Raw genomic sequence first — 13,896 nt, forward strand, 5'->3', positions numbered from 1 at the left:
CCTAATTGGTAGGTTACAGCGAGCCCTTGGTGCTGGGGATGCCCTGCACGCGGGGATCGAGCTCGCAGGCGTGGCGCATCGTGCGGCCCACGGCCTTAAAGGCGGCCTCGATAATGTGATGCGAGTTGCCGCCCGCCAGTTCGCGCACGTGCAGCGTGAGCTTGGCGTCGCGCGCAAAGGCGTAGAAGAACTCGACGGCCAGCTCGGTATCGAAGCTGCCCACGCGCTCGGTGGGCACGGGCAGCTCGCAGTAGGCCTGCCCGCGGCCCGAAATATCAACAGCAGCCATCACAAGCGTCTCGTCCATGGCGATCGCCGCGTCGGCAAAGCGCGTAATGCCCGCCTTGTCGCCCAGCGCCTGGCAGAACGCCTCGCCCAGCACAATACCCGTATCCTCGACGGTGTGGTGCGCGTCGACCTCAACGTCGCCCACCGCATGCACCGTCAGATCAAACAAACCATGGCGGCCAAAAGCGTTGAGCATGTGATCGAAAAACGGCACGCCGGTCGAGATATCGCACGCACCGGTTCCGTCCAGGTCGAGCTTGACGACAATATCGGTCTCGCCCGTCTTACGGGTTACCTCGGCATAACGGCCCATCTACATCTCCTCCTTCACCAGCGCGGCAAACGCCGCCAGCACCTCATCGTTTTCCTGCGGGGTACCCACGGTAATGCGCAGGCAGTCCGCGAGCCCCGGCGCATAGCTAAAATCGCGCACCAAAATCGAATACTCATCGCGCAGACGCTCGCGCACGCGCGTGGCATGCGGTGTGCGCACGAGCACAAAGTTCGCCGCACTCGGCCATGCCTCCACGGGCAGACCCTCGGCAGCCATCGCGCGCAGAGCGGCCAGCTCGCGCTCGCGCTCGGATGCGACCCGCGCCACCACGGGCGCGTAGGCATCACGGGCGCGCACGCAAGCAAGTGCTGCCGCCTGGCTCAGCACGTTGACCGAATAGATCTGGCGAATCGCCGCGAACACCTCGATGACCTCGGGCGCCGCGATCACATAGCCCAGACGCGTTCCGGCGGCGCCAAACGCCTTGGACAGCGTATGCAGAATCACCAGGTTGGAATGCTCGGCGATAAGTCCCTGCGCCGTGGTGGCCGCGCCAAACGAATCGTCGGCAAACTCAACGTAAGCCTCGTCGACCATGACCATGCCGGGACACGCATCGCACAGCGCCGCGACAAAGTCGAGCGGTGCCACGTCGCCCGTGGGATTGTTGGGCGAGGTCACGATTGCCAGGTTGCACTCGGGCGCGGCCGCGAGCACAGCAGCTTGGTCGAGCTCAAAGGTCGCCGGGTCGCGCCACACGTCGCGCACCTCGGTCTGGCAGAGCGACGCAAAGAACGCGTACTCGCTAAAGCACGGCGGGCAGTTGAGCAGGGTCCGCCCCGCGCCGCCAAACGCCAGCAGATAGTTATAGAGCAGCTCGTCGCCGCCGTTTCCCACGCAGATGTTCTCGCGCGTCACACCATGCCAGGCAGCAAGCTCGTCGCGCAGGTCGTTCGACATGGGATCGGGATAGCGGTTGAGCGGCGTAGCAGCCAGGGCGGCGTCGACCGCTTCGCGCACGCCGGCCGGCACGGGATAGGTGTTCTCGTTGGCCGAAAGGTTGATGCGCGTGGGCGTAAAGTTGGGATCGTAGGGCTCAATACCGGCCAGGTAGGGCTGGACGAGCTCCTTCATGCGGGGCGTGAGTTCAGCCATTTTAGGCCTCCTCGACGACCGCGCCAGCGGCACCGCCCGCCGCCGCCAGGTCCACGCCCTCAGCAACCGTCGCCACGGCGTCGCCCGGCCAGGCGACCTTGGTCAGGTCGGCCGCGGCCAGCGACTCGGCACTCACGGCATCCTCGCCCTGCTCCAGCACGCGGCGACGCAGAGCGGCGGATAGCGCGTGTGCCCACAGGCCCTCGGCCTCGGCCAGGCGCTGCGTCGCAGGAGCGTCCGAGAGCAGGCCCTCGGGCGTATAGCAAATGACGCTCGAGCGCTTGACGAACTCCTCCACCGAAAGCGGGTTGGAGAACATGGCCGTACCGCCGGTCGGCAGCGTGTGGTTGGGGCCGGCAACGTAATCGCCGAGCGGCTCGGAGCTCCAAGCGCCCACAAAGATGGCGCCGGCGTTGCGAATGCCGCCGAGCAGGCCCATAGCATCCTTGCAGTGCAGCTCAAGGTGCTCAGGCGCCACGGTGTTCACGGCCTCGACGGCGGCGGCCATATCGGCAGCCACCACGATGGTGCCCTCGTTGTCCAGCGAAGCACGGGTAATCTCGGCACGCGGCGACTGCGCCACCAGGATATCGATACCCGCCTCGACCTCACGCGCAAACCGCTCGTCGCAGGTCACCAGATAGCAAGCTGCCAGCGGATCGTGCTCGGCCTGGGCCATCAGGTCGGCCGCAACCACCATGGGCTTGGCCGTAGCATCGGCCAGCACGCAGACCTCGGACGGGCCGGCGACCATGTCGATGCCCACGTCGCCGGAGACGATCTGCTTGGCAGCGGCAACAAAAGCGTTGCCCGGACCGGTGATTTTGTCGACGCGCGGAATGGTCTCGGTACCGTACGCCAGCGCGGCCACGGCCTGAGCGCCGCCCACCATATAGATTTCGTCCACGCCGCCGAGCTTTGCCGCGGCAAGCGTGTAAGGGCTGATCAGGCCGTCTTTTTGCGGCGGCGTCACCATAACCACGCGCTTGACGCCGGCAACCTTGGCGGGAATGGCATTCATGAGCACCGTGGAGGGATACTGCGCGCGACCGCCCGGCACGTAGATGCCGGCCGCCGCGAGCGGGGTCACCTTAACGCCGAGCATCGTGCCGTCCGGGCGCGTGGTAAACCAGCTCTGCTCGACCTCGCGCTGGTGGAATTCGCGAATCTGGCGTGCAGCCTTTTCGAGCGCCGCGACAAAAGCGGGATCGAGGCCTTCGAGCGCGGCATCGATCTGCTCCTGCGGCAGACGGAAGCTCTGCAGCTCGACACCGTCAAAACGCTGACAGTAATCGCGCACCGCGGCATCGCCGTTGGCACGCACGTTGGCCACGATATCGCGGGCGGCGTCGACGATGTTTTGCGGCAGCACGCCCTTGCGGTTGAGCTGGTTGGTAACGAGGCGCTCACCGGGAGCAAGCTTGATGGTCTTCATATCGGTATCCCCTATCGGTCGAGGTTGTGTTCGAAAAACGAGAGGCCGGGCGGCGGCGCCAATCGGCCCGCAGCCCAGACGTTGGGACGCCCGTGCGTGCTCGCGCTATTGTGCCGAGCCCGCAACGGGCTCAAAACGCTTGTCCTTCACGGCCGCGGCCAGACGATCTGCCAGATTGCGTACGCGCGAATCCAGGCGCGCGGCACCTGGATTGACAAAGAAACGGGCCGTGCAGTCCATGATGCGACCGGTAATGACCAGGTCGTTGTCGCGTAGCGTGGCACCCGTGGCGGTAATGTCCACGATGCGATCGGTCATGCCGACGATGGGGCCCAGCTCGATGTTGCCGTGCAGCGAAACGATGTCGGCGTTCACGCCTCGCTCGGCATACCAGGCGCTCGCGATGTGCGGATACTTGGTGGCCACGCGAAGCGACCCGCGGCGAGCATAGTTGCGCTCGGCCTGACCGGCGCGCCGTGCGGGCTCCGCCTCGATAAAGGTGCACAGGCCATAGCCCAGGTCGACCAGCTGCAGCAGGTTGAGGTCTGCCTCGATGAGCGAGTCCCAGCCGCAGATGCCGCAATCGGCACCGCCGCAACCCACAAAGGCAGGCGCATCGCTGGGACGCACGATGACAAACTCGATATCGCCGGCCGTGCCCTCGCTGGCACGCGTGTCGCGACCGCGCACAATCAGGTGACGGCCGGGGTCACGCAGCTCAGAGACGTCCAAGCCCGCGGCCTCGAGCACGTCGAGCGTATCGGCCTTGAGCGAGCCCTTGGGCACGGCGATGCGCAGCGGACCCTCGGCGCCGCGACCCACGGCGTGATCGCCGTCGGAAGCGGCGTCCTCGGCCGAGGTGCGCGCGGCCTCCAGACGCTCGAGCGAAAAGGCAAAGCCCGCCGCCGGTACCTCGATGCCGTCGCCAAATGCGCCGGTAAAGATGGAGTCGTAGCGTCCGCCCGAACCGACCGGATCGGGCAGGCCGCCGGCATAGGCCTTAAAGACCAGACCCGTGTAGTAATCGAAAGAGTTCATGATGGAGAAGTCGAACGACAGCACCTGGGCGTCCTCGGGTGCCAGGCCCTCGACCAGGGCACGCAGCTCGCGCGTCAGCGGCGCGACGATACCGGCGGCCTCCAGCAGCGCGTCCACGCGGTCGAGCACCTCGGCACCGCCGTGCAGACGCGGCAGCTCGCTAATGGCGGCCTTGACGGCATCGGACTCGACGCTTGCCGCCACGCGGGCATCGAGGCCCACAAAGTCGTTGGCGTGCACGCAGCGCAGGGCCTCGGCGGCCAGCTTGCGATCCTCGCACGCCGCGAGCAGCTCCTTAAACGGACGCACGCTACCTGCGATAATGCGCGCATCGGGCAGTGCCAGCTTACGCACGGTCTCGGCCACGAGCGAGACGATCTCGACATCGCCCGCGGTATCGCCCGCACCGATAAGCTCAAAGCCCAGCTGCGTAAACTGACGCGAGCCACCGGCATTGCGCTGGCACTCGCGAACCACCGGCGCCTCGTAGCGCAGGCGCAGGGGCAGGTCGGCCGCGCGCATGCGGGTCGAAACCAAGCGTACGATAGGCAGCGTGTTGTCGGGACGGACCACCAGCAGGCGGCCGTCGTCATCAAAGAGCTTAAACGGCGTGTCCGCAATGCGGCCGCCCTCCTCGAGCGAGCCCTTGTCCTCGAGCAGCGGCGTCTCGACCGGAAGGTAATGATGCTCCCTGAAGCAGCCCTTCACCGTCAGCGCAATCTCCTCGCGCGCTTGAGCCTCCTCGGGCAATATGTCCCGGAATCCCCACGGTGTGGCCGTCATCTGGTGAGCCTCCTTATGCTGTGTTTCATATAGAGCAGAAGACCGGCATAGCTCCGCCGGTCTTCTGGGTACTTTAGCATACTAGAGTGCTTGCGGGGAAAATCCGCCGCAACCGCTCATAGCGTATTCATTTGGAAACATAGGGCGAGCGGTTAGCAGCAGTCTCTTGTCACAACGCAAAAAGGGCGCCCGCGCAAATGCGGACGCCCTTGTGCAGGGTCGAGATATCAACCAGCCAAGATATCGGACCCGTGACCAGCTCTTAGTAGTCGAACTGGTGGTAGTAGCGGCGGTACTTGAGGTTGTGCTTGGTGACCAGCTCGTAGTTGCGCGAGAGGCGGTCGGTGGTCAGCACGGACAGGATCCACGGCGACACGATGACGCGGAAGTCGTCGTCCAGGCCCGGGATCGCGTACTCGGCGGTGTCGATGATGACGTAGTCCTCGTCGCCGGTCACGCCGCTGGTGAGGAAGGCGCGGACGCGCTCGTCGAGGGCGCGGCACTCGTCCTCTCCCATGAACAGGAACACCGGGACGCCGGGCTCGAGCAGCTCGAGCGTGCCGTGGAAGAAGTCGTGCGAGGTGATGTGGCGGATGCGCTTCCACTGCATCTCCTCGAGCAGGCACATGGAGTACAGGATGGTCTCGCCCCACAGCGCGCCCGAGCCGATGAACATGGTGTAGTCGGCCAGCGCGTACTTCCTGGCGAGCTCCTCGGCGCGCGGCTCGAAGCGCTTGCGGATGTCGAGCATGTCCTTCCAGACGTCCTTCGTCTGCTCGATGAACAGGTCGAACTTGGGGAAGCAGCCGCGGCGGTTGAGCAGGCGCAGGCCGAAGCAGTCGGCGAGGTAGTAGCCCTTCTCGCAGCCGCCGGCGCCGTGGTCGGAGGCCATCATGACGCAGTTCTCGGCGCCCACGGCCTGCCCGATCTTGCCCTCGGGGTTGGTCATGGCGAAGACGCGCACGCCCATCTCCCTCATCTTGCCGACGGCCTCGAGCACCTCGGGGGTGGTGCCGGACTCGGAGGCGGTCAGCACGACGGACCTGTCGGTCATGCGCTTGTGGCCCATGACGTTCCACTCGGCGGCGTGGATCAGGTAGACCTCGAGGTCGCGGTCGCCGAACTTGTTCATGAGGTACTCGAGCTGCATGAACTCGTCCCAGGTGCCGCCGACGCCCATCAGGAAGACGGCGTCGTAGCCCTCCTCGTGCACGCGGTCGGCCAGGGCGGTCATCTTCTTGCCGGCCTCGTAGACGTTCCTGCCGTCCTCGAGGTAGCCCTCCTGGTCGAAGTGCATGATCTCGATCTTCTCGGTCTCCTTCATGTGTGTCCTCCCATCACATGTGCGCAATTCTATACATCGCGCTTCTTGCTGATACCAATTATAGCCATACGATTGCTTGTTATTTAATACCAATCCAAACTCACGGAGATTTGCGGCGAACGGTCGGTTTCCTCGCCCGAGTGGTATTACAACGCCAATAGTTGTCTATTTCGAGCGCTACTGCCGACGGGTTCCCCACAACTCGCCAGCTATAAAAGCGTTGCGCCAGACCCGCCCAAGCGTTTCCGGCGCAACCGCGCAGTTTAGTTATTCGGCTTCCATCTCCGCTGTCACACGGCGATACATCTCGATAACCTGAGTCGTCGCCTTGGACGGATCCTGATAGTAGCGGCCATCACACGTCTCGGCCGAGACATAGCCCGTATAGCCGTGGCGCATGAGTGCCTCGAGGTCGGCACGCATATCACGCTCGCCGTCGCCCCAGGCAAGATGCGTCGTGCCGCCGCCCACATCTACAAAGTGGGTGTGAACGATCTTGTCGCCCAAAACCTCAAAGTAGCCGTCGATCGTGTCGCCGGCAACTTCCATGGCGCCAAAGTCGATACAGGCCTTCAGGTTGGGACGATCGACCGCCTCGAGGATGCGCGCGACATCCTGTGCGGTGTTGACCAACACGGACTCCGACGGCTGCAGGGCCTCGAGCGCGACGCGAATACCGCGCGTATCGGCGTAGTCGCACACCGAGCGCAGCATGGCAACGCTGCGGGCCCAGGCGTCCTCAGCCGGCTCGTCCAGATAGGCCCAACCACTCGTCACCAGAATCTGCGGCACGCCCAACTCAACGGCAACGTCGATCACATTCTTAAAGTACGAGAGGATGCGTTTTTGGCCCGCCTCACCGCGCACCGCGACGTTCCACGGCTTGGGGTTGTTCTGCTCGGGGCACACGCACACGATCTTGATACCGTATTGGGCGGCAAGATCGCGAATCTTATCCACCGAATCGTGCTCATGGCAATCCACATACAGGTGCATCGAGCCGGTCCACAGCTCGATATTGCGATAGCCGGCCTCACCTGCAGCCTTAAAAAACGTCTCGATGCTGTAGTAACGATGGTTGATGTTCATGAGCGAAAGCTCGGGTACGACCATAGCCCTCCCCTTTCGTACGGAGTTTTAAAAAACAGGGGGCCGCCGCAGATGCGACAAGCCCCCCCAAAGATCGACGCAACCGTTAGACGCGATGGAAGCGCGATTCGAACATATTAGGCAAGCACGCCAAAGTAAGCGCCGATGATGCCCACGACCATGGTGCAGAGGATCAGGACCATCGGGTTGATCTTCTTGGAGAGCAGCCAGTAGTAGAGCCAGAAGGCGGCCATACCGAGCATACCGGGCATGATGCCGTCCAGGATGTCCTGGAGAGTTTGGGCGGAGTCGCCCTGACCAATGGCGATGGGCAACGAAGCCCAGAACATGTCCTTGCTCATGGCGCCGACGACCATAACGCCGACAATGCCGACGCAGGCCATGATCTTTTGCATCAGGCCGGTCTTCTGAGCCTCGTCGAGGAAGCCAATGCCTAGCTCATAACCCTTGATAGCGCCAAAGATACGAATCAGGAACGCCGGGATGTTGTAGACGAGCAGGAAGGCGATGGGGCCAAAGACGTTGCCGGCCTGGCACAGGCTGATGCCCACGGCAGCGGCGACGACGCGCAGGGTGGACAGGAAGAAGGAGTCACCCAGGCCGGAAAGCGGACCCATGAGGGCGGCCTTGATGTCGTTGACGCTCTCGGGCTCAACCTCGCCACGAGCGACCTTTTCTTCCATGGCCATCGCGATGCCACCCACGAAGGGAGCGAGCTGCGGGGTGATGTTGAAGAATGCGCTGTGACGGTGCAAGGCCTCGGCGTAATCATCGGGACGGCCGGCATAGATCTTCTTGAGCATGTTGGCGACCATCAGGCAGAAGGCAATGTTCATCTGCTTGTAGTAGGTCCAGGAGAATTCCATGCCCAGGGCGCCGGTGTTCACGGCGCTCTTAATGAGGTCGGAGCGAGTAATCTGGTTCTCGGAATTAGAAGTCATCGTCCTCATCCCCTTCCACAGAAAGCTGGGACTGGGCGCCACCAAGGCCCAGCAGGTCGTACTTGTCGATGCCGATGATGATTGCGATCAGGGCGACGCCGAGGACGGGCACGTTGGCATAGGAGCACAGCAGGAAGCCCAGGAAGTAGAACGGCACGAGCTGCTTGGTAAGCACCAGACGGCCGAGCATGGCGAAGCCCATGGCAGGCAGGATGTTGGCTGCGACGCCAAAGCCATCGAGGACGAACGTCGGGATGAAGTCGAGCAGGCCCTGAACGGCGTCGGCACCCAGATAGAAGGAGACCGAGCACAGGATAAAGGCCAGGACGACAATCACGAGACCGATAATCCAGTGCATAGCGTAGATACCCTTGAGGTTACCCTTGCTGGCAAAGACGTCGGCACGGTCGACCAGAAGGGGCATACCGGCATTGACGACGTTCTTAATGGCCAGGCACAGAGTGGCGATGGGCATCGCGAGCGCGATAGCGGCCTCGGTGCTCTGACCCAGCTGAATAGCGAAGGCGCAGGCGAGCACACCGCCAATACACTCATCGGGCGGCACGTAAGCGCCGATGGAGATTGAACCCATGAAGAGCAGCTCGAGGCTCGCACCGATGGCGAGGCCGGACTGCAGGTCCCCGAGGACTATGCCGACGAGCGGGCACAGAACGATCGGGCGGAACGCATAGAGCGTACCGAGCTGATAATCGAGCTTACCGAAGGCAGCGATAAGTCCGATGAGGATCGCTTGAACAAGCATTGTTCCTCCCTTTGATCCCTCTTGGATCCGCGCGGCGATTCCCGACTTGTCAGCGCGCCCTTTTCCATGCCGACAATCGCCCAGACAGATCCAGCTTGTACCGGTGTGCTGTTAACACCTAAACCGGTGCAAATGATTTGATACCAATTATATAGTCATGAGAAAACTATTTAATACCAATCGCTCAACGGGCGTGTACTCCCGGTGAACGGCAGATGGGGGTAACGGGTAAAGCGTTTATCCGGTACGCCCACGAATAGGGGCGGCGCCGTGCGCGCCGCCCGTGGTTCCCAATTAGAGGGCGCTTAGGGCATCGACCTTGGGGTCGTCGGCCAGAGCGCGAATCTCGACCTCGACACCGCGGCCGACGAGCTCGCGAATGTCCTCTTCCTCGGCAGCAGTCACAAAGATCTGGCGGGAGATCTTACGGGCATCGGGACGCTGCTCGTCCTTGGACTTGGTGTTGCCCAGGTTGATGGAGGTGATCTGCGGGCAGCCGTCGACAAGCTGCTTGGCCTCGGCGATGCTGGCGACGCAGATGATCATCTTGTACTTATCGGTAACACCGGAGTTGATGGCCTCGATGGCGTGCTCCATGTCCTTGATGACGAGCTTGACGTTGGCCGGCTTTCCCATCTTGAGCGTAGTCTTCCAGACGGGATCGTTGGCAACCTTGTCGCCAACGCAGAAGATGCAGTCAGAGCCCAAGCCCTGGACCCAAGAGACGGCCACCTGGCCATGAAGCAGACGATGGTCGACGCGAAGCAGTTGAATCATGATTGACCCCCAAAGGTCTCATGCCGGAAACCCGGCCCCATTAATAGCAGGCGGTGACTAGAACTCTTCCTCGTCATCCGCATCGGTCAGCAGGTCGTTGACAAACTTGACGCGCGTGTCGTCAGCCGCGAGGATCTCGCGGATAACCTGATCGGCGGGAGCCTCCTGGTCCGAAAAGAGCAGCTGGATCAGCAGCGGCAGATTCATGTTGGCAACCAGGTAGGTGTTGGGGCGCGTCTGGACGATCTTGGTGAACTCGTTGTTGACGCTGCCGCCAAACAGGTCGGTGCACACGATTACGTCGTCGGCGGGGTCGAAGGTCGCCAGGAGCTTGGCGGCCTCCTCGGCGACGTCGGCGCGGCCGTCGACAAACATCGACAGGTCGTGGACGTTATCGCGCGCGCCCGAGAGCAGCTCGGTGCTCTCCTTGATGCCGGTCGCAAAATGCGCGTGGCTGGCGAAGATGTATTGCCTCATTGCGGTTTCCCCCAAATGAAATTAGTAGTCGAACTGGTGGTAGTAGCGGCGGTACTTGAGGTTGTGCTTGGTGACCAGCTCGTAGTTGCGCGCGAGGCGGTCGGTGGTCAGCACGGACAGGATCCACGGCGACACGATGACGCGGAAGTCGTCGTCCAGGCCCGGGATCGCGTACTCGGCGGTGTCGATGATGACGTAGTCCTCGTCGCCGGTCACGCCGCTGGTGAGGAAGGCGCGGACGCGCTCGTCGAGGGCGCGGCACTCGTCCTCTCCCATGAACAGGAACACCGGGACGCCGGGCTCGAGCAGCTCGAGCGTGCCGTGGAAGAAGTCGTGCGAGGTGATGTGGCGGATGCGCTTCCACTGCATCTCCTCGAGCAGGCACATGGAGTACAGGATGGTCTCGCCCCACAGCGCGCCCGAGCCGATGAACATGGTGTAGTCGGCCAGCGCGTACTTCCTGGCGAGCTCCTCGGCGCGCGGCTCGAAGCGCTTGCGGATGTCGAGCATGTCCTTCCAGACGTCCTTCGTCTGCTCGATGAACAGGTCGAACTTGGGGAAGCAGCCGCGGCGGTTGAGCAGGCGCAGGCCGAAGCAGTCGGCGAGGTAGTAGCCCTTCTCGCAGCCGCCGGCGCCGTGGTCGGAGGCCATCATGACGCAGTTCTCGGCGCCCACGGCCTGCCCGATCTTGCCCTCGGGGTTGGTCATGGCGAAGACGCGCACGCCCATCTCCCTCATCTTGCCGACGGCCTCGAGCACCTCGGGGGTGGTGCCGGACTCGGAGGCGGTCAGCACGACGGACCTGTCGGTCATGCGCTTGTGGCCCATGACGTTCCACTCGGCGGCGTGGATCAGGTAGACCTCGAGGTCGCGGTCGCCGAACTTGTTCATGAGGTACTCGAGCTGCATGAACTCGTCCCAGGTGCCGCCGACGCCCATCAGGAAGACGGCGTCGTAGCCCTCCTCGTGCACGCGGTCGGCCAGGGCGGTCATCTTCTTGCCGGCCTCGTAGACGTTCCTGCCGTCCTCGAGGTAGCCCTCCTGGTCGAAGTGCATGATCTCGATCTTCTCGGTCTCCTTCATTCCCGCTCCTTTCACGAGCAGTTTGAATTGTCGCACGGAATGAACGGGCTTGCCGCCCCGTCGCACCGCTTAACCTTGTGGACATCTTGGCCCCAAGCTCAACAATTCAAAGGTTCTTAATACCAGTGAACGATTACAGGTTAGCCGTTTTTAATACCGATTTTATGATTTCATCCTCCCCTCTCGGTAGACGGTCAGTTTTTGCCGCTCATCGGTCAAGCGACATATATCCGTAAAAACGAGCGCCCCCGCCATGCGCAGGGACGCTCTAGACGCTAATAGTTGTAGGTATATCCGCCGGCATCGCCGCGGGTAAAAGACTTGGCATGCTCGATTGCCTGCCCACTCGAGTCATAGGTCAGGCCTTCCAGCACGAGCGCCAGATCGCCCGGCTCAAGATTGAGCAAACTCGCATCGCGTGCGCCCAGCGCCTCGATATCGAGTTTCTCTACCGACTGATCTGGCTTGCGTCCCAACATATCGTAGGTCTCGAACAGGCTGAAGACCGAAATGTCCACGTCTTCGATGCCCGGAAACAGCAGGCACGGAATCAGTGTCATCTCGATCGATACGGGCTCACCATCGATGCAGTTGAGGCGGCGCACCGAGTAAAGCAGATCGTCCTCGGCGATGCCAAACAAGTCGGCATAATACGGGCCGGCGTAGCGTTTGGAGCGCGCCAGGATGCGCACCGACGGCGTCGCGCCCGATGCCAGAACCGACTGACGGAAGCCGCCCTTGCGTTCGTGCTCGTCAAACCACTTGTGTCCCACAAAGGCGCCTTTGCCCTGCACGCGACGAATCTGGCCACTTTTGACCAGCTCGTCCATGGCGCTTCGGATTGTCAGGCGCGTCGTGCCAAACTCCTCGGCCAGCTCGTTTTCGGACGGAATCATCGAGCCCGTCGGGTAGTCGCCGCGCTCGATTCGCTCCGCAATGCAGCGGCGAATTTGTTTGTAAACCGGCAAGTCTTCTACTGCATCAGCCATTCGACACCCACCTTCGTCGCAACGCCGTCTGCCTCGCCGTTATCGGCAAAACGATACTTGGTCGGCAGAATCACGGACTTGCAATACTCGACAAAGCCATCGTTCTCGTCGCGCTCGTGCGAAGCCTTGTAAAACACCGGCGTGCCCTCCTGAGCATTCAGCAACTTGGCCTCGTCGACGTTCAGACGGCTGATGGAAATATGCTCCTTGCCGTGCGTCACATGGACATTCCCCTCTTTGAGCAAAACGTCGTAGAGGCTCTCCTGCTCAAAATCATGATCGGGAAGCGAGGGGCACAAAGACAGATTGACGTAAGCCGTCTCGATCGATGCCGGAGAACCGTTGACCACACGCACGCGCCGAATGCAGAAGAGCGGTGTACCCAGGTCGATCTGGGCTTTTTGGGCCAGATCGATATCGGCGTACACGACCTTGGACCAAACCAGGCGCGCGGTCGACTTTGAGCCAACCCTCTCCACCGCCTGCGTATAGTTCCATGTTTCCTGAAAGATGTTCAGCGGTTTGGGAGGACACACATAGGTGCCCGAACCGCGGCGGCTTTCCAAAGTTCCGCACGAAATAAGGCGCGTGATCGCAGCACGCAACGCCGTGCGCGACACGCCCAGCTCTTCACAGAGCACACGCTCGGCGGGCAGCCGGTCGCCACTCTGCAGGTCATAATGTTTGATATACCAAAGAATGCCCTCAAAGGCGCGATCTTTGGGCGGAATCGCATATGGTTCACTCGACATGGGCAAGGCTCCTCAACCGCTTGATGCTGCGGGCATCATTGCTCCGGACGCCCCATGGCGTCGAAGGCTTCTTTGATCTGCTCCGCAACGTTCCGATACGATCGATATAGGCCGGAGTCTCGCTTGACTTCGCCCGCGGTCACCGGAATCTCAAGCTTCGAAATCTCATCCTCGCCGGTTTGCACGGCAACGATGACACCCATACCAAGGCACATATTACGCTTGGCAGCGTTGTTTTTGGTAGCCTGAGCTGGATTAATCAAAATCTGCTGAGCTAGTTCGCGCTTGCTAACCTCCGGCACATCCTCGGGATTTCCGGTCTCGACAATCTCGCACTGCAGCACGTCCGCATAGTCAAAAATCTTCGGCTCGCCGCCGCGCTGATGCACGGCCCACTTGCGGCGCGTGGCATCCTGGTAGATGGCCGGCAAAAATGTAAACCGCGGCGGGTCCAAAATCGTATCCGTGATGGTAAACACATCGGGATCAAAGGCATCCTGCGGGTTTTTCTTCTTGAACAGCCCCATATCAGCCTCCCGTACTAGCATTAAACAACTCAAGCTGAATATAGCACCAATTTCAAGCCGCTGCCTTACCCTATCGGTGCGCGGCGTCTAAGGCTCGCCCAGCGGAAGAGTTAACGGACGAGGGCCGGGGTGCCTGCCTTGTTTTGAGAAGTGGGCTCCGCGAACTTCTCAAAACAAGGC

14 protein-coding genes are annotated in these 13,896 nt (G+C 62.0%); all 14 read right to left on the reverse strand.

Translation table 11 applies throughout. From position 1 onward, the window contains the following. Positions 1-13: 13 nt before the first annotated feature. Complete coding sequence (hisB, locus tag ABCN01_RS08020; RefSeq protein WP_118385322.1) at positions 14-601, reverse strand: imidazoleglycerol-phosphate dehydratase HisB; 588 nt, start codon at positions 599-601, stop codon at positions 14-16. Beyond that, on the reverse strand, positions 602-1,717 hold the full coding sequence (gene hisC, locus ABCN01_RS08025) for a histidinol-phosphate transaminase (protein ID WP_342996124.1): 1,116 nt from the start codon (positions 1,715-1,717) through the stop codon (positions 602-604). A gap of 1 nt (position 1,718) precedes the next feature. Continuing rightward, positions 1,719-3,152: a histidinol dehydrogenase gene (gene hisD, locus ABCN01_RS08030; protein ID WP_342996125.1), complete on the reverse strand. Its 1,434-nt coding sequence runs from the start codon at positions 3,150-3,152 to the stop codon at positions 1,719-1,721. A 105-nt stretch (positions 3,153-3,257) separates the two neighbouring features. Beyond that, complete coding sequence (gene hisG / locus ABCN01_RS08035; protein WP_342996126.1) at positions 3,258-4,973, reverse strand: ATP phosphoribosyltransferase; 1,716 nt, start codon at positions 4,971-4,973, stop codon at positions 3,258-3,260. 262 nt (positions 4,974-5,235) lie between these two features. Beyond that, the gene (locus ABCN01_RS08040) at positions 5,236-6,297 is read right to left on the reverse strand and encodes an SIS domain-containing protein (RefSeq protein WP_161144580.1); all 1,062 of its coding nucleotides are present in this window, start codon (positions 6,295-6,297) and stop codon (positions 5,236-5,238) included. A gap of 267 nt (positions 6,298-6,564) precedes the next feature. Then, on the reverse strand, positions 6,565-7,410 hold the full coding sequence (locus tag ABCN01_RS08045) for a sugar phosphate isomerase/epimerase family protein (RefSeq protein WP_117770651.1): 846 nt from the start codon (positions 7,408-7,410) through the stop codon (positions 6,565-6,567). Between the two features lie 113 nt (positions 7,411-7,523). Then, complete coding sequence (locus ABCN01_RS08050; RefSeq protein ID WP_006235883.1) at positions 7,524-8,357, reverse strand: PTS system mannose/fructose/sorbose family transporter subunit IID; 834 nt, start codon at positions 8,355-8,357, stop codon at positions 7,524-7,526. Beyond that, a complete protein-coding gene (locus tag ABCN01_RS08055) occupies positions 8,338-9,111 on the reverse strand; it encodes a PTS mannose/fructose/sorbose/N-acetylgalactosamine transporter subunit IIC (protein WP_006235882.1) in 774 nt (257 codons plus the stop codon). Before ABCN01_RS08055 ends, ABCN01_RS08050 begins: the two co-directional genes overlap by 20 nt. 294 nt (positions 9,112-9,405) lie before the next feature. Next, positions 9,406-9,888: a PTS sugar transporter subunit IIB gene (locus ABCN01_RS08060; RefSeq protein WP_055252644.1), complete on the reverse strand. Its 483-nt coding sequence runs from the start codon at positions 9,886-9,888 to the stop codon at positions 9,406-9,408. Positions 9,889-9,945: 57 nt separating this feature from the next. After that, complete coding sequence (locus ABCN01_RS08065; protein ID WP_342996128.1) at positions 9,946-10,365, reverse strand: PTS sugar transporter subunit IIA; 420 nt, start codon at positions 10,363-10,365, stop codon at positions 9,946-9,948. 21 nt (positions 10,366-10,386) lie between these two features. Continuing rightward, entirely contained in the window at positions 10,387-11,448 is a 1,062-nt protein-coding gene (locus ABCN01_RS08070; RefSeq protein ID WP_117770657.1) for an SIS domain-containing protein, read from the reverse strand. A gap of 275 nt (positions 11,449-11,723) precedes the next feature. Beyond that, positions 11,724-12,437 (reverse strand): GntR family transcriptional regulator, encoded by a 714-nt coding sequence (locus ABCN01_RS08075; protein ID WP_006235877.1) that lies wholly within the window; start codon positions 12,435-12,437, stop codon positions 11,724-11,726. Beyond that, a complete protein-coding gene (locus ABCN01_RS08080; RefSeq protein WP_342996129.1) occupies positions 12,422-13,189 on the reverse strand; it encodes a GntR family transcriptional regulator in 768 nt (255 codons plus the stop codon). Before ABCN01_RS08080 ends, ABCN01_RS08075 begins: the two co-directional genes overlap by 16 nt. Before the next feature lie 35 nt (positions 13,190-13,224). Continuing rightward, a complete protein-coding gene (locus ABCN01_RS08085) occupies positions 13,225-13,716 on the reverse strand; it encodes a hypothetical protein (RefSeq protein WP_161144583.1) in 492 nt (163 codons plus the stop codon). Positions 13,717-13,896 lie beyond the last annotated feature (180 nt).

The organism is Collinsella aerofaciens (genome assembly GCF_039062365.1).
In the GTDB taxonomy this organism is placed as follows: Bacteria; Actinomycetota; Coriobacteriia; order Coriobacteriales; family Coriobacteriaceae; genus Collinsella.

Excerpts from the sequence above, each read along its gene's own strand:
- hisB (WP_118385322.1), bottom strand. The coding sequence starts at position 601 with ATGGGCCGTTATGCCGAGGTAACCCGTAAGACGGGCGAGACCGATATT.
- hisC (WP_342996124.1), bottom strand. The coding sequence starts at position 1,717 with ATGGCTGAACTCACGCCCCGCATGAAGGAGCTCGTCCAGCCCTACCTG.
- hisD (WP_342996125.1), bottom strand. The coding sequence starts at position 3,152 with ATGAAGACCATCAAGCTTGCTCCCGGTGAGCGCCTCGTTACCAACCAG.
- hisG (WP_342996126.1), bottom strand. The coding sequence starts at position 4,973 with ATGACGGCCACACCGTGGGGATTCCGGGACATATTGCCCGAGGAGGCT.
- ABCN01_RS08040 (WP_161144580.1), bottom strand. The coding sequence starts at position 6,297 with ATGAAGGAGACCGAGAAGATCGAGATCATGCACTTCGACCAGGAGGGC.
- ABCN01_RS08045 (WP_117770651.1), bottom strand. The coding sequence starts at position 7,410 with ATGGTCGTACCCGAGCTTTCGCTCATGAACATCAACCATCGTTACTAC.
- ABCN01_RS08050 (WP_006235883.1), bottom strand. The coding sequence starts at position 8,357 with ATGAGGACGATGACTTCTAATTCCGAGAACCAGATTACTCGCTCCGAC.
- ABCN01_RS08055 (WP_006235882.1), bottom strand. The coding sequence starts at position 9,111 with ATGCTTGTTCAAGCGATCCTCATCGGACTTATCGCTGCCTTCGGTAAG.
- ABCN01_RS08060 (WP_055252644.1), bottom strand. The coding sequence starts at position 9,888 with ATGATTCAACTGCTTCGCGTCGACCATCGTCTGCTTCATGGCCAGGTG.
- ABCN01_RS08065 (WP_342996128.1), bottom strand. The coding sequence starts at position 10,365 with ATGAGGCAATACATCTTCGCCAGCCACGCGCATTTTGCGACCGGCATC.
- ABCN01_RS08070 (WP_117770657.1), bottom strand. The coding sequence starts at position 11,448 with ATGAAGGAGACCGAGAAGATCGAGATCATGCACTTCGACCAGGAGGGC.
- ABCN01_RS08075 (WP_006235877.1), bottom strand. The coding sequence starts at position 12,437 with ATGGCTGATGCAGTAGAAGACTTGCCGGTTTACAAACAAATTCGCCGC.
- ABCN01_RS08080 (WP_342996129.1), bottom strand. The coding sequence starts at position 13,189 with ATGTCGAGTGAACCATATGCGATTCCGCCCAAAGATCGCGCCTTTGAG.
- ABCN01_RS08085 (WP_161144583.1), bottom strand. The coding sequence starts at position 13,716 with ATGGGGCTGTTCAAGAAGAAAAACCCGCAGGATGCCTTTGATCCCGAT.